Genomic DNA, 22,034 nt, shown 5'->3' with positions numbered 1-22,034 from the left:
AGGACGATCGACAGAATACTCGCGACACTCACCGGCCAGCGGTTTGGATTCTAGGTCGTTCTGGCCTGTTCGGCGGGAGAGGCGTGTTCCCTTGAGTCGGGCGCGATGCGATCAGGGGTGGGTGGTGCTTGCGGCGCAGATTGCGAGCAGTGCGGGCTTGTGTGTGGCGGTGAGAGCGTCGGCTGGATTGGGGCCTGCGGGGAGGGCGACGATGCCTGCGAGCGGGGCACCGGGCGTGAATGTCCATGCGATGGGATCGAGGCCGAGGGCGCGTGCGCCGTTTGTGGTGAGCATGGCCAGTGCGGTCTGCGGGTCGAGATCATCGCGATGGATGAGCAGGCGGGCTTCATCGAGCGTTGAGAGGGAGCCTGTGGATTGGTCGTGTGGATCTGCGGGGAGGTTGATGATGGAGTCGGTGCCGAGGCAGACATTGATGCCGGCTGCGAGCATGTCGCGATAGCGGTGAGGGCCCAGGAAGTGTGGCGCGTTGAAGTAGTCGCTGGCGCGCGGGCAGTATGCGACGCTTGCGCGAGAGCGGGCGAGGATGGCGAGTGCGTGGTCGGGGCAGTCGTTGCAATGCGCGCAGAGCCAGTGAGCGCGGGCGAGGTATGGGGCGAGGTGCTCGATGGGATGATGCCCGAGGCCGAAGTGTGCGCTGGTGGGCGGGGGGAAAAGGCTGAGGGACTCGAGGAATGTGCGGTGCGGACCTTGTGCGTGCTGGATGAAGTTGCGTTCGTCGAGTGTTTCGGCCAGGTGTGTCGTGAGGGGGAGGTTGTGTGCTGAGGCGAGTTGGAGTGCGGCGTCGAAGGCAGAGGGCTCGGCGGAGTATGGAGAGTGTGGGCTGAGGCCGAGGCGGGTGGTGTGGGATGTGGGTGGTTGGGATGCAATGGAGTTGAGGAGTTGGTGGAGGTGTGCGATGCGATCGTGAGCGCGATTGCCGATGGCGAAGAACTCGAGGAAACTGACACCTGCCAAGGGCGATGCAGCGAGTGTGTGCCATGGGGCGAGCGTGGGACCAGTGGATGTGCAGCCTGCGATGTCGCCGACTGCAACGACGCCTCCGGCGAGTGAGCGTTCGACACCCTGACGGACAGCAGCGGCGATGTCGGGTTCGGATTGCGGGCGCGATGTGCGCACGGTGTCGAGCCAAGCGGCGAAGGCTGATTCGGCGGGCCTTGGTCGTGGGCCTATGGCGGTGAGATCGAGATGCGTGTGGGCATTGACAAACCCTGGGAGCAGGATGGTGCCGGGGAGAGGGAGAGTGAGTGTGCCGGAAGGGGCGTCGAGAGACGGGGAACATTGGAGTGTCTGGAGGCGGGTGAGTTGGTCGTGATGGCGTTCAATGAGGATCAGGAGCGAGGCTCCGATGTTTGGATCCCGGTGGGCATCCCATACTGCGTCGGGCCTGAGGAGGACGAGTGTGGGAGTGCGATCTGGGATAACTGTGATGAGGTCTTTCATGGCAAAGCGGGGACGAGTCCGATATGGTTGCTGGCACGAGGGTACCATGTTGGGCGCCGGGTTGGGCGCCGGGTCGGGACCGATCCGTGCGGTGTGCCGTCGCAAGGAGTATGGAAGATGAACATGTCGAAGCATCGTCGCTGGCTGGTGGGAAGCGTTCTGGCGTGCCTTTCCGTTATGGGTCTGGGCGGGTGCGTGAGTCAGCAGGAGTATGACCGTCTGGTGGACACGAACCGGAGCCTGAAGGCGACGAATTCGGATCTTCAGGCACAACTTGATGACCGGAATCGATTGATCAGTTCGCTACGCGGGGAGACCGGCAGCGCGAGCGATTCGATCACGGGATTGACTGGCGAGAACGCGACGCTGAGGCAGCAGCTGGCGGCTGCGCAGGCGCGGATCAGGCAGTTCGAGGATGATCTGGCGTCGATGTCGATGACACGACTGGACCCGGTGACGGATAGTGCGTTGCGTGATCTTGCCAACCGGTATCCTGGGCTGGTGTCGTATGACGCTGACCGTGGGATGCTGCGGTTTGCGAGCGATCTGACGTTTGACTCGGGCTCTGCGGTGGTGCGTGCTTCTGCGGGAGACAGCCTGCGGGCCTTGGCGGGGATTCTCAACTCGTCGGATGCGATGAACTATGACGCTCGCATCGTGGGGCATACGGATTCGCAGCGTGTGAGTGCGGCGACGGCACAGCGTCACGCGACGAACATGCACCTTTCGGCGCACCGGGCGATTGCGGTGCGCGATGCGCTCATCGGGCTTGGTGTGACGCCTGGGCGCATGGAGGCGGCAGGTTGGGGCGAGTTCCGTCCTGCGGTGCCGAACACTGCCAGCGGCAATACGCCTGAGAACCGTCGCGTCGAGATCTACATCGTTCGAGGATCGGGCGGGGCACGCTCGCTGGGTGCTCCGAGTGGCGGTTCGATTGAACTTGATCGCGATCGGGGTGCGGGCGGGTTTGAGCCTGTGAAGTAAGCCGATTGCTTCATCCTGAAGCGACAATCACCATGAATTGATAAAACCCCGGACGTGTGTCCGGGGTTTTTCGTTTGTGTGGTTGAAGCGAGCCTTGGCGGGCGGGCTTTAATTATGCTGCGGGCTTGGAGCGGCGGCGGCGCTTGCCGAACGTGCGGTGCGCGACGCTGGTGCGCAGGTCTCGATCGTGGATGAGGACTTCGACGAGTTCGATAGGATCCTGCACCCAGACGTCGGCGCCCATTTCTTCGGCGAGGCCTTCGGCACGATTGAAGACTCCCCCACCGACGGCGATCTGCATGTCCGGGCAGATGCCGGTTTCGTGGAGGGTGTTGAAGATCAGGCGGAGGTAGGGCAGGTCTGTCTGTGATGAGCAGAAGCAGAGGAAGACTGCGGGTCGTTCTTCACTGAGGGCGGAGATGATCTCGTCGTGCGGGACGTTGCCTCCGACGAATTGGACTGTGAAGCCGTGAGATTCGAGGAGGTCGACGGCGATCTGTGCGCCGAGCTCGTCGGGGTCTGTTGGGCCACAGCAGGTGAAGATGGTGCGTCCTTCGCCGGGCCCGGTGCCTGTGAGAGGAAGGTTTGCGGCGACCTGATCGACGAGCACGCGTAAGAGGCGTGAGCCGAGCTGATAACTGAGTTTGCTGAGTTGGTCCTTGCGGTGCATCTTGTCGAGCAGCGCGTAGGAGGGCCAGAGGAGATTGATGAGGATGTCCTGTGGCGGGAGGGTCTGTGCGGCATTGTGAATAACGGCGCGTGCGAGCGGACGATCGCCCGCGATGAGGGCATCAAAGAGCCCTTCGATCAGTGGATTCGAACTCATACTGGTGGTGCTCCGACGTCTGTACGTCCGGCGTCGGTTCCACCGCGCTCCGGGGCATGATTTGGGTTCGACGATCGACTCCCGTCCGATCGGCCGGGTCGGCTTCCGTGCCACCCGTGCGATGGAGTATCGGAGGCACAGAGAAAAATCTCGCACAATCGGGTGTGTGTTGTGGCGTGTGGATTGAAACGCGCAAAGTCGGCCTTGAAGGTCAGGTTTGCGGACCTGATCGGACGGCGCGATAGAGGGTGCAGATGCCAAGGCTGAGGGGGCGGGAGGAAATCTGTGAGAATCCGTGGCGATTCATGGCTGATTCAAGATCTGTTCGCGACATGAATGATTCGACGGACCTTGGCAAGTAGCGATAAGCCCCCGAGCGGTCGCGGCTGATGAGGGTTGCGGTACGAGGCATGACCCAGCCACAGTAGAAAGCGTTGAACCACCGGACCGGGGCGATCGCCGGGCGATCGAATTCGAGGATAACGAGTCGCCCGCCGGGGCGGAGGACTCGGGCGAACTCGGCCAGAGCCTGATCGGGATTCTGGACGTTGCGGATGCCGAAGGCGATCGAGACGACATCGACCGACCCCGATTCGAGTGGGAGGTTTTGTGCGTCCGCTTCGAGATATCTGATGCGGTCGGGGTCTGGGATGGAGCGGGTGGTGCGTTTGTGCTCTGCGAGATCGAGCATGGCGCGGGTGAAGTCGAGGCCGAGGATAGAGGATGCCGGTGTGCGGGCGAATGCGTGAGTGAGGTCACCGGTGCCACAGGCGACGTCTGCGACGACGTCTCCTGATTGAACGGCGGCGGCACGGACGGCGAGTTTTCGCCAGCGTTGGTCCTGGCCGAGGGAATGCACCCGGTTGTTGAGGTCATAGGATCTTGCGATGGCGGAGAACATTGCCCGGACCTTTGCGGGCTTGTCGGCGTCGTGGTGAGGATCGGTCAGGGTGGCGTCGGTCCAGACGGTGTCCTGATTGGTAGTTTTGGATGCGGAGTTCACCAGCGATGGTAGAACACTGTCGCAGGGTGCGAAGGAGTCGTCAGATGAAGAGCGTGATGAAGTACTTGGTGGTGTTTGTGGTTGGATCGACAGGATTGATGCTGGCGGGGTGTTCGGACAATCCGACGTTGGGGCGATCGCAGTTTGCGTTGCTGAGCCGGGCGCAGGAAATCGAGATTGGAGAGCAGGCCCAGGCGCAGTTGTCGGAGGAATATGGCGGGAGAGTGAAGAACGAGGCGGTGCAGGCGTATCTGGCTGAGGTGTGCATGAGCATGGTCGCGCACACTGAAGGGGATTGGGCGACGCTGCCCTGGGAGTTCACGCTGCTCGACAGCCCGGTGATCAATGCGTTTGCACTTCCGGGTGGCAAGACGTTCATGTCGCGTGGGCTGGTTGAGAAACTGAGCAATGAGGCGGAACTGGCGTTCATCATGGGGCACGAGATCGGGCATGTGACGGCAAGGCACGGGAACACGAGGATCAGCCAGCAGATCGGCGCGTCGGTGCTGCTGGTTGGGGCTGGGGTCGCGGCGCAGGGTTCGGACAGCGAAGTGGTGCGGGCGGGCGTGCCTGCGGTGATCGGGGCGGGGACGGGGTTGTATCTGCTGCGATATGGGCGGAATCAGGAGTCGGAATCTGATGCGCTGGGGATGCGGTACATGGTGAGAGCGGGGTACAACCCGCTTGGCGCGCGCGGGGCGATGCAGGTTTTGGCGGACCTGTCGCAGGGTTCGGAGCGCGGGGCGGAGATGTTTGCGACGCACCCGCACCCGGAGCGGCGCGTGGCGGATATCAATGAACGCATCAAGAAGCATTACAGCGCGATGGTTGATGACCCGGCGTATGAGTTTCATGAGGACCGGTTTCGGGCACGCATGCTGAGGCCTTTGGCGATGCTGCCGAGGAGTGGCGCGTGGGATCAGGGTTTTGCGCTGCACGAGACGGCGACATGGTGTGGACTGTGTGCGGCCGAGGCGCTGGGAGATGAGCACGCGGCGGTCGAGACGCGGATTGACGCGCGATGAGGGCGTGGGTTGTCGTGTTGTGTGCGGCGGTGTGTGCGGCGGGGTGTGGCTTGTCGGGTTGCGCTCGAGAACCTGCGCGCACGGCGCCGAACGTGGACGCGGCACCATTGCATCCTGCAGTGACCAACGAGCCTGAGGTTCCGACGGGGGGATCGTTTCGCGACGAGACGGTGATGTTCGGTGATCGGGAATATCGGTATGCGCTGTGGGTGCCGAGCGGGATTGAGATGCCCTGCGCAGGGCTGGTGTTCCTGCATGGGCTGGGCGAGTGCGGAACGGATGGGCGCAAGCAGGTGACGGTCGGGATTGGGCCTGCGCTGGAGCGTGATCCTGATCGGTGGCCTTTCGTGGTGGTGCTGCCACAGAAGCCTGAGTTCGCGGATGCATGGGAGGACCATGCGGGTGCGGTGCTGGCGATGGTGGATGCGGCGATCGAAGCGGGGCTGATTGATTCCAAGCGTGTGGCGATCACTGGGTTGAGTCAAGGCGGGCATGGGACGATCGCGATCGGCGCTGGGCATCGGGAACGATTCAGGGCTGCGGTTCCGGTGTGCGGGTATGTGGCGCCGGTGTGGGGGCCTGGGGGAGTGAGGAGCTGGACTCAGGCGGATGATCCGGCGTTGACTCGGTATGCGTCGGCGCTGGCGGAGATGCCGATGTGGGTGGTGCATGGTGCCCGTGATCAGGTGGTGCCGATGCGGGAGAGCGAGTTGCTGGTTGAGGTTTTGATTGCGGCGGGCTCGACCCCCCGGTTTACGGTGCTGCCGGAGGCGGATCACAACGCCTGGGACGCGACGTATGGCGACGCTGAGATTGCGGTGTGGCTGGTGGAGATGACGCGGTAGGAATCGCATTGTCGGCGGGGTGCAGATCTTTACAAATTTTGGTGAATCGGCCCGCGTGACCCGGGCGAAGCACGAGAAGGAGCCGTTCGGCTTCTCGGACGCATCGCGGATGCGTCGAATCTCACGAATGCCCGGTTTCGGGCGTCACAACTGGAAAGGAATTGAGTGATGAGCATTCTGAGAGAAGGTCTGTCGAGTACCGGGCGGCGTGCGGGGTTGATCGGGGTTGCCTTGATCATGACAGCGGGCGCGGCGATGAGCGCGGATATCGCGGTGCCGGGCGACGTGGCAACGATTCAAGGTGCGATCGATATTGCGCAGGCGGGTGATGTGATTGTGGTTTCGCCGGGCGTGTATCAGGAGACTCTTCAGTTTGGGAGCAAAGCCATCACGGTGCGATCGAGCGATGGCGCGGGTGTGACGACGATTGACGCAGGAGGAATTGCTGCGTTTGTGGTGCGGATGCACGGCGTTTCGGGTGGTGAGGCGGTGCTGAGCGGGTTTACGATCACGGGCGGGCTAGGCGCGCTCGGCGGAGCACACCCCACGGGCGGAGGGATCTGGATCTCGAACTCGACTGCGCGGATCGAGGGTGTGGTTGTGACGGGAAACAGCAACATCTTTGGTGGCGGACTGCGGGCGGAAGGAAGCACCGTTACGGTGATCGATGCCCTGTTCATGGAGAATGAGGCCTTGTCTGGTGGTGCGGTGAGCACGGCGGGCGGGAATGTCACGATCGAGCGCACAGTGTTGGAGAACAATCGTGCAACCAACAACGGCGGCGGACTGGCGGGGCAAGGGGGACATCTGACGCTGCGCGAGGTGGAGCTGCGGGAGAACGGATGCGGACAGCTCGGCGGTGGTTTGTGGCTGAATCATGTGAATATCAATGGTTCGCAGATGCTCGTGGAGAGCAACGGTTTTGCGGAAGTGCAGAGCGGGTCGATCCAGTTCGACACGCTCGCGGGCGGTGGTGTGTACACGTCGAACACATCGGGGCGGATTGATCGGTCGCGATTCATCAGTAATCGCGGGGCGTATGGCGGGGCGTTCTATATCGCGGGCGATGGCACGCTGGAGATTGTGAACACGGTGATGGCAGGCTCACTGGCAGCGATTGGTGGCGGGGTGTATTGCAACAGTTCGTCGCCTCGGATCACGAACTGCACGATCGTGAACAATCCGTGGGCGCTGTTCACGACGTACAACGCGTCACCTGTGGTGAAGAACTCGATTCTGAGCGGCAACTCGGGCACAGGATCAAACGAGATCGGGGGTAACGGACTGACACAGGTTTCGAACAGCATTGTCAACGGTCCGATCTGGAACACGAACATTGGCGGCGGGGTGATGCAGATTCATCCGATGCTGGATGCGGACTTTGCTCCGATGGCAGGGTCGCCAGCGATCGATGCGGGCGACAACAGCGCGGTGCCGAGCGGAGTGACGCTGGACCTGCTGGGCAATGCGCGATTCGTGGATGACCCGGATACGGCAGACACGGGGATCGGGGAGGGCCCGATTGTGGATCTTGGTGCGATCGAGTTCGGAGCGTCGCCTGCGACGGCCGAATGTGCAACTGACATGATTGCAGATGGGGTGCTGGATTTCTTTGACGTTGTTGCCTTCATCAGCATGTGGCAGGCGGGAAACCCAAGGGCGGACCTGAATGGCGATAGTCAGCACGACATTTTCGACGTTCTGATTTATCTCGATATGTTCTCGAACGGCTGCCCGTAATGTGAGTGAGTTCATTGATACTGCGGCGGGCGAGCCTGTGAGGGGAGCGCCCGCTGCGGTTGTTTTGTCGCATGCTTGCGAGAGCGGTATGCTTGCGATCTATGTTGCGTGAAGCGATAGGGCAAGCGGGCGATGAAAGCGGTGCGCGGTGGGCGGCGCTCCTGCGGCTGATGCTGGTGCCGGGTTTTGCGCTGCTGACGAGTCTGGGGGCGCACGTAGCGGTGCCGTTGCCACCGGATGGTGTGCCGATGACGATGCAGACGCTTGCGGTGCTGCTTGCGGCGATGTGTCTTGGGCCTCGGCTTGGGGCGGCGTCGATGGGTTTGTATGTGCTGATGGGGATTGTTGGTGCGAGCGTTTTTGCTGAGGGAGAGAAGGGGGCAGCGGCGATACTGGGGCAGACGGGGGGATATCTGGTGGGGTTTGTGGCGTGTCAGCCGGTGGTCGGATGGATTGTGAAGCGGCGCGACGGATCGGTGCGTGGATGGGGGGCGTTGGTGGTTGCGGTTTTGGCGGCGGAGATTGTGATCTTCGGGGTTGGGGTGCCTTGGCTGGCGGTGGTGAACGGGTTCGGGATTGAACGCGCGCTGGAGGGCGGGCTGTATCCGTTTTTGCCTGGTGCGGTGATCAAGGGGGCGATTGCGGTGTTGATCGGGCGGGTTGCGGTGCCTTGGGCGAGTCGTCGGTTGTGGTAGGCGCGACAAAACGCACAACGTCGCGCGAGGCGACGCTGTGAGAGAGAGGGAGAGACTGTGAGAGGTGAGACTGATGTCGCGGGTGCCGGAGCGAGTGTTCAGCGGCGGCGGCGTGTGATTGCGAGTGCGCCGAGGCCGAGGAGTGCTGCTGAGGCTGGAGTGGGGACAACACGGATGGAGCCTGAGAAGATGATGCCGCTGACGACTGCGCCTGCGTCCCACTGGTAGATGTAGAGGGTGTTGTTGAGTCCGAGCCATGATGTGGGGATGTTTGCGAAGCCGTTGGTTGGGGTTGCGAAGTTTCCGCCGGAGATGTTGAGTCCCTGGGCGGGATTGTTGATGTAGATCCCGACGTTGCTGTTGTCGCCGAGGACGTCGTCGATCATCCAGTCCATGGAGAAGGTGGCGCTGGTTGCGGAGGCCCAGTTGGGGACGGTGAAGTTGATGGCGTAGATCGCGGAGCGTGGCGCGCCGAGGGGGTTGGCGGCATTGAAAATGTCGGGGTTGATCCAGCGTGCCTGATTGTCGGAGGGGAGGAGAGCGGTCCATGCGTTGTGGGGCTGGATGACGTAGGCCATTGGACCGGAGGAGGCGGCGGCGAAGTTTGCAGCGGTGAGGGGAATGGTGCCGGTGGGCATGCCGAGGCATGAGATGTCGTCTTCGAGTTGGCCGAAGGTGCCCGGTGCGTTTCCGACGTAGCCGGAACGGAAGTTGAACACTGAGGCGTTGGCTGCAGAGGCGAGGGTGAGTGCAAGGGATGAGGCGAGGATTACGGTGCGAGTCTTCATTGTGATTCTTCTCCTGAAAGGCTGAGTGACCTGGTTGAGCACGGCGACAGGTGCGTGCGTTGGTTGCTGACGCCATACTTCTGTTGCTGGGCGGGGAATCTCTCAGGAGAGGGCAGAAAAATTTGAGGCGGCTAGGGGTGGGCGGATCGGATATGCTGCGGGTATGAGCCAAGTCGCGGTTTATGCGGGCAGTTTTGACCCCCCCACCAACGGGCATGTGTGGATGATCGAACAGAGTGCGGCGTTGTTCGATCGGTTGATCGTGGCGGTGGCGCAAAACCCTGAGAAGTCGTACTCGTATTCACTGAAACAGCGTCTAGGCTGGCTACGGACGGTGTTGCGCAAGCACCCCAACGTTGAGGTTGCGAGCATCGAGAACGAGTTTCTGGCGCACTATGCGCGGAAGGTTGGCGCGGCTTTTGTGATTCGCGGCATCCGCCATGAGGCGGACTATCAGTATGAGCGTGGGATGCGGTATGTGAACAGCGACCTGAACCCCGGGCTGACGACGGTTTTTTTGATGCCGCCTCGGGAGTTGTGCGAGATTTCGTCGAGTTTCGTGAAAGGGATGATCGGGCCGGAAGGGTGGGAGGAGATCGTGTCGCGGTATGTGCCTGCGGAGGTGTTTGCGGATCTGCGGCAGGAGAAGGGCGCGATTACTTGAGGATGCGTTCGAGATAGTGGATGTCGATCCCACCGGTTTTGAATGCGGAATCCTGCATGAGGCGGTGATGCAGGTCGATGGTGGTCTTGATGGGTCCGACGCGGAACTCGCGGAGTGCGCGTGCTGCGCGATCGATCGCTTCTTCGCGCGTGTCGGCGTGGACGATGAGTTTGCCGATCATGGAGTCGTAGTTTGGCGGGACGTAGTAGCCTGGGATGACGTGGGAGTCGATGCGGACGCCGGGGCCTCCGGGGAGTTCCCAGGTGTCGATGCGCCCTGCGGAGGGCATGAAGTTTTTGGTGGGGTCCTCGGCGTTGATTCGGCACTCGATGGCGTGGCCTCGGATGGAGATGTCTTTCTGCTTGAACGGAAGGGCGGCACCGGAGGCGACGAGGATCGACATTTTGACGATATCGATGCCTGTGATGAGTTCTGTAACGGGATGCTCGACCTGGACGCGGGTGTTGACTTCGAGCATGTAGAAGTTCTGCTTCGAGTCCATGAGGAACTCGACGGTGGCCGCACCGGCGTATTCGGCACTGCGGACGAGGCGTGCGGCGGATTCGCAGACGGCGAGGATTTTTTTACGGTCGATGCCGGGGCCGGGGGCTTCTTCGATGACTTTCTGGTGTCGGCGTTGCATGGAGCAATCGCGTTCGAAGAGGTGAACGGCGTTGCCTTTTTTGTCGCCGAGGACCTGGACTTCGACATGACGAGCGGCTTCGAGGAATTTTTCGACAAAGACTGAGCCGTTGCCAAAGGCAGCGAGTGCTTCCTGTTGTGCTTTTTTGATGTTGGCGCGGAGGGTTGCTTCGTTGTGGCAGACGCGCATGCCGCGTCCGCCGCCGCCGGCTGCAGCCTTGATGATGACGGGGTATCCGATTTCGTTTGCGACTTCTACGGCTTCGTCTTCGGTTTCGATGGCACCTTCGGAGCCGGGGAAGATGGGGACTTTTGCGGCTTTTGCGAAACGTTTTGCTTCGACTTTGTCACCGAGGCGTTTCATTGCTTCGGGGCTTGGGCCGATGAACTCGATTTTGCAGTCGCGACAGACTTCGGAGAAGTCGGGGCGTTCGGAGAGGAAGCCGTAGCCGGGGTGAATGGCATCGACATCGGCGACTTCGGCTGCGGAGATGATGCGGGAGATGTTGAGGTAGCTTTCGCGTGCGGGCGGGGGTCCGATGCAGATGGCGCGGTCGGCGAGGCGGAGGTATGGCGCTGCGCGATCGGCTTCGGAATAGACGCAGACGGTCTCGATGCCGAGTTCCTGGCATGCGCGGATGATGCGAAGGGCGATCTCGCCCCGGTTTGCGATGAGGACTCTCTTGAACATGGATGCTCGCGTGTTGGTCGATCAGTTTGGGCGAACGAGGAAGAGTTTTTGTCCGAACTCAACGGCGTCGCCGTCCTTGACGAGGATCTGCTCGACGCGACCTGAGACCCCGGACTTGATTTCGTTGAAGACTTTCATGGCTTCGACGAGGCAGACGACGGAGTCGTCGGAGATGGTTGACCCTGCGGAGACGTAGGCGTCGGAGTCGGGGTTGGGCGCGGAGTAGAAGGTTCCGACCATTGGGGATTCGATGGCGAGGAGGTCGGGGTCATCGATTGCGGTGGTGCCGTTGGCTGCGGCCCGTGCCGAGTCGTCGTCGGACGAGGCGTATGAAGCAGCGTGTGCGTAGGTGGGTGCTGGGGCGTTGTGGCCCTGATATATAACTGGTGCGAGGTCGGCACCTCTTTTGATTTTAACGGTCTCCTGCTGATCCTGAAGGTCGAGTTCGGTGAGTTCGTTTTCGACCATGAGTCGAACGAGTTCTTTGAGTTTTCGAATATCAATCATGATGAGGTCGCTCGATGAGAATGCGACAGAACGAAAAGTGTGAGATCGCTGAGCCTACGCGGCTGAGCGGCAACGAAGTCTACCAGCGCACCCGATCCCAGGTGTAGTCGCGGCTCGTGATGGTAGTGCGCCTGCGGGCGTGCTGCGCGGGTGATGGGCGTGTGGCGAAGTCATGCGTGCCGGCCGAGGGCATCGTTACACTGATGGGCAGCACGATCGAATGGGAGCAGAACAATCGGATGAGGTTCAGAGCCGACACAACACGACTGCCGATTGCGATGATTGTGCTCTGCGCGGTGAGTGTTGTGGTGCTTGGGCCGGTGATTGTGCCGATGGCCGGCGGGCTGTGGAGCGGGCGCGACGCGTTTGAGATTCGGTCGATGCGTGTGCTCGGGGTGACGGTGGGCGTTGCGGTGATGATTGGGTTCCTGGCGACGATGCTGGCGTGGTTTCCGGCGTGCGTGATGGCGGGTGGGCGCGGGCGGTGGTCGGGGTTGTTGCTGGTGCCGGTGTTGATGCCGCCGTACCTGGCGTATTCGGGGTATGGACTGGTGCGCGATCCGAGCTGGATGGTCGGGGACATGCTGACGAGGCTTGCGGTGTCGGGGCATGCGTGGGTGACGATTGGGGTGGGGCGCGGGCTTGCGATTGTGGGGTTGGCGATGTGGGCGTGGCCGATTGCGGCGTTGATGCTGCGTCCTTCGCTTGTGCGCGTGGGCGCGGCGGTTGATGATGCGATGAGGCTGGAAGCGGGTGGATTGCGACGAGCGCGAGAAAAATTGCGGATGCACGCGGCGGGGGTCGCGGGTGCGACGGGAGCGGTGTCACTGGTGATGCTGGGGTCAGCGCTGCCGCTGCATTTGGCGCAGGTCGAGACGCTTGCGATTGATCTGTGGCGCAGGCTGAGCGAAGCAGCCAGCGTGGATTGGGACAAAATCTGGGTGGGCGCGTGGCCGTTGTTTGGCGCGGCGCTGGTTGGCGGAGCGGCAATCGCGCTCTGGGTCGGCATGCAGCATCGTGACCATCGCGAGGATGACCCGACGCCGGCAAGAGTGAGCAGGGTTGCGAAAGTGCTGGCTGTGGTGGTGTGGGGCGCGAGCGTGCTGGTGCCGCTGGGGTTGTTTGCAGCGTCGATTCGGCATTGGAGTTCGATCGGGCGGTTCTGGATGTTGTCTGGGGAGGCGGTTGGACATGGCGCGATCGTGGCGGCGATTGACGCCGGGGCTGCGGTGTTGATCGGTGGCGCGATGGCGTGCGCGATCGGGACAGGCCGGGGCGTGTGGGCGCGGCGGTGGGTGATTGCGGTGTTGTCGGTGTGGATAGTTGCGGCGTTGGTGCCGGGGGTGTTGATCGGGTCGGCCCTGGCGCGGGTTGGAGTTGGGCATGGCATCGCGGGAGATGTGCTGGTGGTGATCGGACATCTGGTGCGATTTGGGTGTGTTGCGGCGCTGGCGGGTTGTGTGGTCGGGTGGAGTGAGCCTCGGGATCGAAGGGATCTGCGCTGGCTTGACGGAGCGGCGGGGGTACGTGGGTGGTGGCTGGCGTCGCTGCCCTGGCAGTTGCCGGTGTTGATCGGAGCGGCGGCTGTTGTTGGATTGATGGGGTTCCATGAGATCGAGGCGACGATGATGGTGCAGTCGCCGGGGCGGGGGAATCTTGCGCAGCAGATTCTGGGCTACCTGCATTTTTCGCGGCTTGAGGAGTTGTCGGCGGCTGCGGCGTGGTTGATTGGGGGCGGGTTGGTGCTTTCAGGTGTGGCTTCGGTTGCAATTTGGGGATCACGGCGCGGAATTTGAACCCTCGAAAGCGGAAGCCTGTACCATGGAGTCGATGGCAAATGGCCGACCAATCCTGTGGCGCGCGGCAGTGGTGTGGGCGATTGCTGCGTTTGGTGGCTGTGCGGACAGGGGGAATGATGGCCCGCTGACAGTGAACGGGGTTGTTGGTGAGATCGGTGTCGCGCCGGGGCAGTTCAGCTATCCGCGTGCGATTGACGCCTCGATGGGCTGGATGGTGGTGATTGACAAGACGGCACGGGTGCAGAGGCTGGATGCTCGGACCGGGGAATTTCTGGGCGGGTTTCGGATGCCGGAGCTTGATCTTGGCAAGCCGACGGGCGTGACGATCGGTTCGCATCCTTTCGATGCGGGGCGGCAAGTGCTGTACATCGCGGACACGCACTATCACCGCGTGATGGTGTATGACGTGCCGAGCGATTCGCGAGAGGATCCGCGGGTGCCGCGCGAGCCGTTGCTTTCGTTTGGGAGTTATGGCACGGGGGATGGGCAGTTTGTGTATCTGACTGATGTTGCGCCGCTTCTTGATGAGCATGGGGCGGTGACGAGGTTGTATGTTACGGAGTATGGCGGGAACGATCGGATCAGCGTGTGGGATGTGGCTGAGGGCGAGATTCGATTCTCGTTTGCGTTCGGGCGTTTTGGAGATGGGCGTGGAGTGGTGGGAACGCGTGAGGTTGAGTTTCAGAGGCCTCAGTCGATCGAAATCGATCATGCCCGGCGCGAGATCGTGATGACGGATACGTGCAGCCATCGGGTGGGGAGGTTCACACTTGAGGGAGAGTTGATCGCGTGGATCGGAGATGATGCGGGCGAAGCGACGTTTGCCTATCCGCAAGGGCTTGTGCTGCTCGAGGGCGGGCGGGCGCTGGTGGTGGAGTTTCTGGGCAACCGGGTGCAGATCGTGGATCTTGAATCGGGCGCGTCGCTTGGGAGTCATGGGACAGCGGGAAGAATGGTGGGCGAATTGGCCAGCCCGTGGGGGGTTGCGATCAACGGTCGCGAGGTGTTGGTGCTCGATTCGGGGAACAATCGTGTGCAGCGGACGGGGATATCGGCGCGTCGGCTGAATCCGCCATGGGCGTTTGGCGAGGCGCGTGCGTCCAGGAGCGTCCCTTGATGCGAGCGTGCGAGGTGATGGTGTTTGGAGAGTTGGTGCTGGGACCGATTCAGTTTGATCGGCCGGTGTGGTTGTGGCTGATTCCGGTGCTGGGATTGGCGTCGTGGTGGATCGGGCGCAAGAGTCTGTCGGGAATGGATACGAAGTTGCGCTGGGTTGCGCTGGCGGTGCGTGTGGTGGTGATTGCGTTGCTGGCTGGCGCGCTGGCGGAGCCTGCGTCTCGGCGCGAGGGCAAGGACGTATCGGTGACGATTGTGCAGGACGTGAGCCGATCGATTCCGCGGACGCTCGATGGGCAGATTGACGGCTACATCGATCAGGCGCGAGAAGCATCGAAGGGACGTGATGATCGCCTCGGGTTGGTGACGGCGGGGACGGGTTCGTATGTGCAGATGTTGCCAAGTCGCATGACGCGAGGGCTTGAACGGCAGTATGTGGGTTCAACGGATTCGACGAATCTGGCGTCGGCGCTGCGACTGGCACTTGGGGTGATGCCCAACGACGCGGCGAACCGGATTGTGCTGATCAGCGATGGGAATGAGACGGCTGGGAGTCTGCGGTCGGCAGCGGAGCATGCGCGTGCGATGGGGGTGCCGATCGATGTGCTGGCGGTGAGGCTCAACTATGACAACGAGGTCATGGTGGAGCGGGTTGCGCTGCCTTCGACGGTTCGTGGCGGGGAAACGATCAATGTGCGCATCGTCATCAACGCGACCAAGCGGACGCTGGGGCGACTGATGCTGACGCAGAATGGCGAGGCGGTGGATCTTGATCCGTCGTCGGCATCGCTGGGGTATGAGGTGGTGCTGGATGCGGGGAAGAACGTGATTTCGGTGCCGGTGCCGCCGTCGGCGCCGGGGCCACAGGAGTTTGATGCGGAGTTTGTGCCGATCGGCACGTTGAGCGAAGACGATGAGATCATCGGGCCTGCCGATACGCTGGTAGAGAACAACCGTGCGCAGGGCGTGACTTTTGTGGGGCGTGAGGGGTGGGTGCTGGTTGTTGCGGATTCAGCGGCCGAATCGCAGCACTTTGTGCGCGCACTGGGAGAAGCGGAGGTTCGCACGGAAGTTGTTTCGCGTGAACGCGCGCCGACGACGCTGACAGAGCTCAACAGGTACGAAGCTGTGATCATGCTGAATCAGCCTTCGTACAACTTCAGCGAGCGGCAGCAGGAGATTCTAAGGCAGTATGTGCATGACAGCGGCGGCGGGCTTTTGATGGTTGGCGGGCCGGAGAGTTTTGGTGCGGGTGGGTGGATTGGCTCGCCGCTGGAGGATGCGCTGCCGATTCAACTGGATCCGCCGCAGAAACGGCAGATGCCACGTGGCGCGCTGGTGATGGTGATTCACTCGGTGGAGATGCCCAACGGGGTGTACTGGGGGAAGCAGGTCTGCAATGCTGCGGTCGATGCGCTTTCGAGCCGCGACCTTGCGGGGATCGTGGAGGTGAACTGGTCGCAGGGTGTGGACTGGGTGCATCCGTTGTCGCAGTTGAACGATCGCTCGGCGATCAAGCAGTCCATCAACAAGCTGACGTTCGGCGACATGCAGAGTTTTGATCCATCGCTGAACCTTGCGCTTGCGGGGTTGATGAATGCAGACGCGGGGCAGAAGCACTGCATCGTGATTTCGGACGGCGACCCGACGTTGAGCCGATCGATCCTGACGCGGTTTGCCGCTGCCGGGGTGAGCATCAGCACGGTGGGTGTCTTCCCGCATTCGACGGCGGACTTCAACACGCTCAAGGACATGGCGGAGATCACGGGTGGGACGTTTTATCCGGTGAACTCGCAAGCGGCGATCACGACGCTGCCGGAGATCTTCATCAAGGAAGCGCAGACGGTTAAACGATCGTTGATCTGGGAAGGGCCTGCGTTTACACCGGCGGTGGTTGCGGCCCCGATCGAGTCGATGCGTGGGATCGCGGCGGTGCCTCCGATCACGGGGTATGTGGTGGCGGCTGATCGCGGCGGGCTGAGCATGGTGACGCTGCGTGGGCAAGAAGAGGACCCGATTGCAGCTCAGTGGCAGTATGGGCTGGGGCGCGTGTTTGCGTTTACGGGCGATGCGACGACGCGGTGGTCGGCGGACTGGACAGGCTGGTCGCAGTTTCGTGCGTATTGGGAGCAGCAGGTTCGGTGGGTGATGAGGCCCTCGGGCGATGCGACGATGCGGGTCAATACACGACAGGAAGGCGAAGAGACGATCATCGAGATCGAGGCGCTGGATCCGGATGGAGAGAGGCTGAACTTTGCTGCGTTTCGTGCGCGGATTGCGGCTCCGGATGGGAGCGGCGAGGATGTTTCGATTCGGCAGATTGGACCGGGGTTGTATCAGGGGCGCGCGACGACCACGTTGCCGGGGTCGTATGTGGTGAGCATGGCGTACAGGGCGCCTGGGGCTGAGGGGCAGTCTCCGATCGAAGGAACGGTGCAGGCGGCGATTACGAAACCGTTTGCCGATGAGTTTCGGACATTGACGGACAACATGCCGCTGCTGCGTGATGTTGCGGCGTTGACGGGCGGGCGTGTGCTGACGTGGAACCCGCAGGCCGACGAGTTGTGGCGGCGTGAGGGGTTGACGATGCCGGTCTCGACGCGGTCGATCTGGTTGTGGGTTGCGATGGCTGGAGTAGGGCTGTTTCTGATTGATGTCGGGATTCGGCGTGTGCGGATTGATCTTCGCGCGATGGCGGCGGCGGTGTTGCGTTCTGTGCGTCGCGGGCCGGAGTCGGGGGCGGGCAAGCAGATGGACACGCTGCATGCTGCACGAGCCAAGGCGAAGGCTCGGATCGGCGAGGGCGGAGCGGAAGAATCGCGGCAGGTTGCTGCGAGGAAGTTTGAGATGTCGGAGGAGGCTGCGAAGGCGGCTGGCGAGCAATCGGTGTTGAGCGGCGCGCCGACGGATGCGCTGCAAAGGCCGAAGGCTGAAGTTGTCAAGCCGAAATCGAAGGAGTCGCAGCCCGAGGAAGAGGGTATGTCACGACTGATGCAGGCCAAGAAGCGGGCGCAGGACGAATACGGAAAAGACGACAAGCAGCAGTAAGGAGTGTGCGTGATGGCAGGTGCGGAAATGGTTGAGAGCGCGGAAGTACGGGCAGAATGCGCTGCGTTTCGAGAGACTTTTGCCAAACTCAAGAGCGAGATCGGCAAAGTGATGGTCGGGCAGGACGAGGTGGTCGATGGCGTGCTGACGACGCTTTTTGCGGGCGGGAACGTCCTGCTTGAGGGCGTGCCTGGGCTGGGCAAGACGCTGCTGGTGCGAACGCTGGCCGATTCATTGCACCTGCCGTTCAGCCGCATTCAGTTCACGCCGGACCTGATGCCCGCGGACGTTGTGGGAACGAACATTGTCTCGGAAGATCCGGAAACGGGTCGGCGTCGGTTCGAGTTTCAGCGTGGACCGATCTTTGCGCAGGTGGTGCTGGCCGACGAGATCAACCGCGCGACGCCCAAGACGCAGTCGGCGCTGCTCGAAGCGATGCAGGAGCGGAGTGTCACGGTTGGCGGAGAGACGTACAGGCTCGCGCAGCCGTTTCTGGTGCTTGCAACGCAGAACCCGATCGAGCAGGAAGGAACGTATCCGCTGCCCGAAGCGCAGATGGACCGGTTCCTGATGAAGATCAATGTGGGATACAGCCAGTTGGATGATCTGATGGTGATACTGGATCGGACGACAGGCGCGGCGACGCCGACGGTGAGTGCGGTGCTGGATGGGCCCGGGATTCTGGCAGCACAGAAGTTGATTCGCGGAGTTGTGATTGCGCCGCATGTCAAGGAGTATGCGGCGAGGCTGGTGCTTGCGACGCATCCTGGCGGGCGGTTCATGGCGGGTGGTGAATCGGGGCCTGTGAATCGGTATGTGCGATGCGGGGCAAGCCCGCGTGGTGCACAGGCGCTGGTGCTGGCGGCAAAGGTTAAGGCGGTGACGGATGGGCGCTACCACGTTGGCAATCAGGACATCAAGGAAGTGGCACTGGCGTGTCTGCGGCATCGTGTGCTGCTCAACTTTGAGGCCGAGGCGGATCGAGTGGATGCGGATGTGCTGGTGGGACAGATTCTGGAGATGACGCCGACGCAGCCGGTGGGCATGCCGGCAGCGTTGAAGGCCTAGAGGACAGCGAGCGATGCTGCGAACGACCAATCCAACTCGGCCTCGTTCGATCGATCAGCTGATCGATGGGCAGCTCATGTCCAGACTTGGGCAGCTTGATCTGACGAGCCGCAAGATGTTTGCGGGGAAACTCAAGGGCGAACGTCGGAGCAAGAAGCGCGGCGAGAGCGTCGAGTTTGCCGACCACAGGCAGTACACGATCGGTGACGACCTGCGGCACATCGACTGGAACATTTACGGGAGACTCGATCGGTTCTTCATGAAACTGTTCGTGGAGGAAGAGGATCTGTCGCTGCACATTGTGATTGATGCGAGCGAGAGCAGCGACTGTGGCACTCCCAACAAGTTTTTCTATATGCAACAGGTTGCGCTGGCGCTGGGATACATCGGGCTGGTGAACCTGAATCGTGTTGCCGTGACGACGATCGGCGGAACGGTCAGAACGGGCGAGGAGGACGCTGAGTCGCGCACTGTCGCGGGGGATCTGGATGGGCCGGTGATGCACTCGATCCGCGATCTGCGCGGGAGTCGGCGGCTTGCGGATCTTGGGCGATTTCTTTGTGCGCTCGAGCCTGGCGGCCGGAGTGATTTTTCGGAGGTTGCCAAGCGCATCGCGCTTTCGCGGCGTGGGCGCGGCGTGATGGTTGTGCTGAGCGATTTTTTCATGAAGGAAGGGTACGAAACGGGCCTGCGGCTGCTGGTGGGTCGGGGGTATGACGTGTTTGCGATTCAGACGCTGAGCCCGCAAGAGGTGGAGCCTGACATCAAGGGGGATCTTCGACTGCGCGATGTCGAGGACGGGGATATGGCGGAGGTGACGATTTCAGCACCGCTGCTCAAGAAGTACAAGCAGATTCTCGCGGCGTACTGCACGGAACTGCGCGATTTTTGTGCGCGGCGAGAGATCACGAGTTTCACGATCAGGTCTGACACACCGATCGATTCGCTGATGCTCGATTATCTGCGTCGAAGGGGGCTGCTGCGATGAACTGGGCGACACCTGGGCTTGCGGCACTTGCGGGAGCGGTGGCGGTTCCGACGCTGCTGATTTTGTATTTTCTGAAATTGCGGCGGCGGAATGTGGAGATTTCATCGACGCTGCTGTGGAAGAAGGCGATTCAGGACTTGCAGGCGAATGCGCCGTTTCAGCGATTGCGGCGGAATCTGCTGTTGTTTTTACAGTTGCTGGTGCTGGGGGCGGTGTTGCTTGCGATCGCGCAGCCTCAGATGATGAGCGATCATGCGACGGGTGAACTGAAGATTTTCATGATCGATCGTTCGGCGAGCATGGCCTCGATGGATGGCGACACAACGGGCGGGACGCGACTGTCGAGGCTGGATCAGGCCAAGCGACTGGCGATCCGCGAGGTTGAAGCGATGCGAGAGGCCGGTCTGTTCAAGGGCGAAGAGCCTGACCAGGGCATGGTGATTGCGTTCGATGGGACTGCCGTGGTGGTGCAGCAGTTCACGAGCGACAAGGAGATGCTCAAGGCTGCGATTCGGTCGATCGAGCAGACGGACGGCCCGAGCCGATTGGACGAAGCGATGTCGCTTGCCAAGAGCCGCAAACCGCCGCGCGTGCTGACAGATACGCGGGTAGGCGAGGATGGGGAGGTGGTTGAGAACATTTCGATCGAGGGGCTGACATCGGGCCCGCCTCAGTTGATTCATTTGTATACGGATGGGCAGCTTGTGGATTCGGCGCGCGTGCTGCCTGATCAGGGCGATACGGTGCTGTTTCATGCGATTGGAACATCGGATGCGGTGAATCTTGGGCTGACATCTGTGCGTGCCGAGCGGAGTTATCAGCAGCCGGAGCAGTTGACAGTGTTCGCAGCGATCGAGAACACCGCGAGCACCGCGCGCGAAGTGGATGTGGAGTTGCGTGTGGACGGAACTCCAGTCGCGACACGGCGCGTGACGATTCCGGGTTCGGCGAGCCAGGGGGCAAGCGTAACAGCGGACGGCACTGGCAGCGCGCGAGCGGCCAGGCCTGCGTCGGGCGCGGGTGGGATTGCGTTTCCGCTGACGCTGGCGCGCGGAGCACTGGTCGAAGTCAGGCTGATCGGAGACGGCGATGATGATGTGCTTGATCGCGATGATCGTGCGTGGCTGATCGTGCCGCCAGCCGAGCAGACCGCGGTGGCGGTCGTTTCAGCCGATGACATTTTTCTGCTCGAAGCGCTCAGCGGGTTGCGGCTCTCACGTTTGAGCAGGTACACGCCGAGCGAGTTTACAGCGATGCTTGCCGACAGCAGAGCGGCGGAGTATGACGTGGTGCTGCTCGATCGGTGGTTGCCGACGGTTGGCAATGAGACGCTGCCACGTGGAAGGTGGATTGTGCTGGGGGCGGTGCCTGGCGGCGTCGATGGACTTGTGGATGGAGGCGTCGGTGGGGTTACGACGATTCTCGATTGGCGCACGGAACATCCTGCTTTGCGTCCGGTGACGCTCGATCCGCTGGTGATTGGGCGCTTCCGCAGGGTTTCGCTGCCGGAGACGAGCAATGCGCTGGTGCTGGCGGATGCTGCGGAAGGTCCGGCGATTGTGGAACTTTCGGGCGTGGAGTTTCGTGCGTTGGTTGTGCCCTGGGAAATCGAGCAGTCGAACTGGCCTTTCCAGGTGGGGTTTGTGCTGTTTCTGGCGAGCGGGATCGACTATCTTTCGGCGAGCCGTGCAAGCGAAGCGGAGGCCGGCGGTGCGAGTCGTCTGTTCAGACCTGGAGACATTCTGGCGGATCGTCTGCCGCTCGATGCGCGCGAGGTGGATGTGACATTGATGCCTGGCGGGAGGCCGATGACCACAACGCCAACTGGTGACGGGCGCATCACGCATGGCCCGCTGACCAGCATCGGGGTGTATCGCGTGCGATGGAGCGGCTCGTCTGGCGCGACTGATGTGCGTGAGGATGGTCGCGTGAGTCGGTTTTACGCTGCCAACCTGGCGAGCCCGGAAGAAACGGATGTGCGTACGGCCGAATCGCTGTTTCTGGCTTCGCAGACTCTTGCCGCGACGGATTCGGAGAGGCAGACAGAAGTGCGCAGGCTCTGGCCTTACCTGGTGCTCATCGGGCTGGGCATCATCATGCTCGAGTGGTTCATCTACAACCGAAAGGTCTACGTGTGAATCGAG

General features: G+C 61.9%; 18 protein-coding genes. 12 read left to right on the top strand and 6 right to left on the bottom strand.

Features of this window, described 5'->3' with window-relative positions:
* Positions 1–111: 111 nt before the first annotated feature.
* On the bottom strand, positions 112–1,461 hold the full coding sequence (locus KF757_12705; GenBank protein MBX3323839.1) for an amidohydrolase family protein: 1,350 nt from the start codon (positions 1,459–1,461) through the stop codon (positions 112–114).
* A 123-nt stretch (positions 1,462–1,584) separates the two neighbouring features.
* Between KF757_12705 and KF757_12700 the strand changes: the two genes are divergently transcribed.
* Positions 1,585–2,445, top strand: a complete 861-nt coding sequence (locus tag KF757_12700) for an OmpA family protein (GenBank protein MBX3323838.1) — start codon at positions 1,585–1,587, stop codon at positions 2,443–2,445.
* Between the two features lie 112 nt (positions 2,446–2,557).
* Here KF757_12700 and KF757_12695 read toward each other — a convergent pair whose 3' ends face one another.
* Positions 2,558–3,271, bottom strand: coding sequence for a cobalamin-dependent protein (locus KF757_12695; GenBank protein ID MBX3323837.1), 714 nt, complete (start codon positions 3,269–3,271; stop codon positions 2,558–2,560).
* Between the two features lie 211 nt (positions 3,272–3,482).
* The gene (gene ubiE, locus KF757_12690; protein ID MBX3323836.1) at positions 3,483–4,274 is read right to left on the bottom strand and encodes a bifunctional demethylmenaquinone methyltransferase/2-methoxy-6-polyprenyl-1,4-benzoquinol methylase UbiE; all 792 of its coding nucleotides are present in this window, start codon (positions 4,272–4,274) and stop codon (positions 3,483–3,485) included.
* 44 nt (positions 4,275–4,318) lie between these two features.
* Here ubiE and KF757_12685 point away from each other — a divergent pair, with 44 nt between their 5' ends.
* The 4 genes from KF757_12685 (at position 4,319) to KF757_12670 (ending at position 8,579) form a co-directional block, all read left to right on the top strand.
* Entirely contained in the window at positions 4,319–5,299 is a 981-nt protein-coding gene (locus tag KF757_12685; protein ID MBX3323835.1) for a M48 family metallopeptidase, read from the top strand.
* Between the two features lie 119 nt (positions 5,300–5,418).
* Positions 5,419–6,144, top strand: a complete 726-nt coding sequence (locus KF757_12680; protein ID MBX3323834.1) for a prolyl oligopeptidase family serine peptidase — start codon at positions 5,419–5,421, stop codon at positions 6,142–6,144.
* A gap of 168 nt (positions 6,145–6,312) precedes the next feature.
* Positions 6,313–7,884: a hypothetical protein gene (locus KF757_12675; protein ID MBX3323833.1), complete on the top strand. Its 1,572-nt coding sequence runs from the start codon at positions 6,313–6,315 to the stop codon at positions 7,882–7,884.
* A 101-nt stretch (positions 7,885–7,985) separates the two neighbouring features.
* On the top strand, positions 7,986–8,579 hold the full coding sequence (locus KF757_12670; protein ID MBX3323832.1) for a biotin transporter BioY: 594 nt from the start codon (positions 7,986–7,988) through the stop codon (positions 8,577–8,579).
* A 98-nt stretch (positions 8,580–8,677) separates the two neighbouring features.
* On the opposite strand, the gene KF757_12665 is transcribed toward KF757_12670, so the two are convergent.
* Positions 8,678–9,367, bottom strand: a complete 690-nt coding sequence (locus KF757_12665) for a hypothetical protein (GenBank protein ID MBX3323831.1) — start codon at positions 9,365–9,367, stop codon at positions 8,678–8,680.
* A gap of 163 nt (positions 9,368–9,530) precedes the next feature.
* Between KF757_12665 and coaD the strand changes: the two genes are divergently transcribed.
* Entirely contained in the window at positions 9,531–10,031 is a 501-nt protein-coding gene (gene coaD, locus KF757_12660) for a pantetheine-phosphate adenylyltransferase (GenBank protein MBX3323830.1), read from the top strand.
* Here the strand turns inward: coaD and accC are convergent.
* Both accC and accB read right to left on the bottom strand, forming a co-directional pair.
* On the bottom strand, positions 10,024–11,364 hold the full coding sequence (gene accC, locus KF757_12655; protein MBX3323829.1) for an acetyl-CoA carboxylase biotin carboxylase subunit: 1,341 nt from the start codon (positions 11,362–11,364) through the stop codon (positions 10,024–10,026). The two genes, coaD and accC, sit on opposite strands and share 8 nt — an antisense overlap.
* Before the next feature lie 21 nt (positions 11,365–11,385).
* On the bottom strand, positions 11,386–11,871 hold the full coding sequence (gene accB / locus KF757_12650; GenBank protein ID MBX3323828.1) for an acetyl-CoA carboxylase biotin carboxyl carrier protein: 486 nt from the start codon (positions 11,869–11,871) through the stop codon (positions 11,386–11,388).
* Positions 11,872–11,987: 116 nt separating this feature from the next.
* On the opposite strand from accB, the gene KF757_12645 reads away from it, so the two are divergent.
* From KF757_12645 to KF757_12620, 6 genes are read left to right on the top strand one after another with little or no spacing between them, the layout of a single operon-like run.
* The gene (locus KF757_12645; protein MBX3323827.1) at positions 11,988–13,667 is read left to right on the top strand and encodes a hypothetical protein; all 1,680 of its coding nucleotides are present in this window, start codon (positions 11,988–11,990) and stop codon (positions 13,665–13,667) included.
* 34 nt (positions 13,668–13,701) lie between these two features.
* Positions 13,702–14,787, top strand: coding sequence for a hypothetical protein (locus KF757_12640; GenBank protein ID MBX3323826.1), 1,086 nt, complete (start codon positions 13,702–13,704; stop codon positions 14,785–14,787).
* The gene (locus KF757_12635) at positions 14,784–17,834 is read left to right on the top strand and encodes a VWA domain-containing protein (protein MBX3323825.1); all 3,051 of its coding nucleotides are present in this window, start codon (positions 14,784–14,786) and stop codon (positions 17,832–17,834) included. The genes KF757_12640 and KF757_12635 overlap by 4 nt, the downstream gene beginning before the upstream one ends.
* A 12-nt stretch (positions 17,835–17,846) precedes the next feature.
* A complete protein-coding gene (locus tag KF757_12630) occupies positions 17,847–18,902 on the top strand; it encodes a MoxR family ATPase (GenBank protein MBX3323824.1) in 1,056 nt (351 codons plus the stop codon).
* A gap of 13 nt (positions 18,903–18,915) precedes the next feature.
* A complete protein-coding gene (locus tag KF757_12625; GenBank protein ID MBX3323823.1) occupies positions 18,916–19,890 on the top strand; it encodes a DUF58 domain-containing protein in 975 nt (324 codons plus the stop codon).
* Positions 19,887–22,028, top strand: a complete 2,142-nt coding sequence (locus KF757_12620) for a BatA domain-containing protein (protein MBX3323822.1) — start codon at positions 19,887–19,889, stop codon at positions 22,026–22,028. The genes KF757_12625 and KF757_12620 overlap by 4 nt, the downstream gene beginning before the upstream one ends.
* The last annotated feature ends 6 nt before the right edge of the window (positions 22,029–22,034 follow it).

This window comes from Phycisphaeraceae bacterium (genome assembly GCA_019636795.1).
Classification (GTDB): Bacteria; Planctomycetota; Phycisphaerae; order Phycisphaerales; family UBA1924; genus JAHBWW01.
The sequence above is the reverse complement of the archived record's forward strand: the minus strand, read 5'-3'. Positions and strand labels throughout refer to the sequence as shown.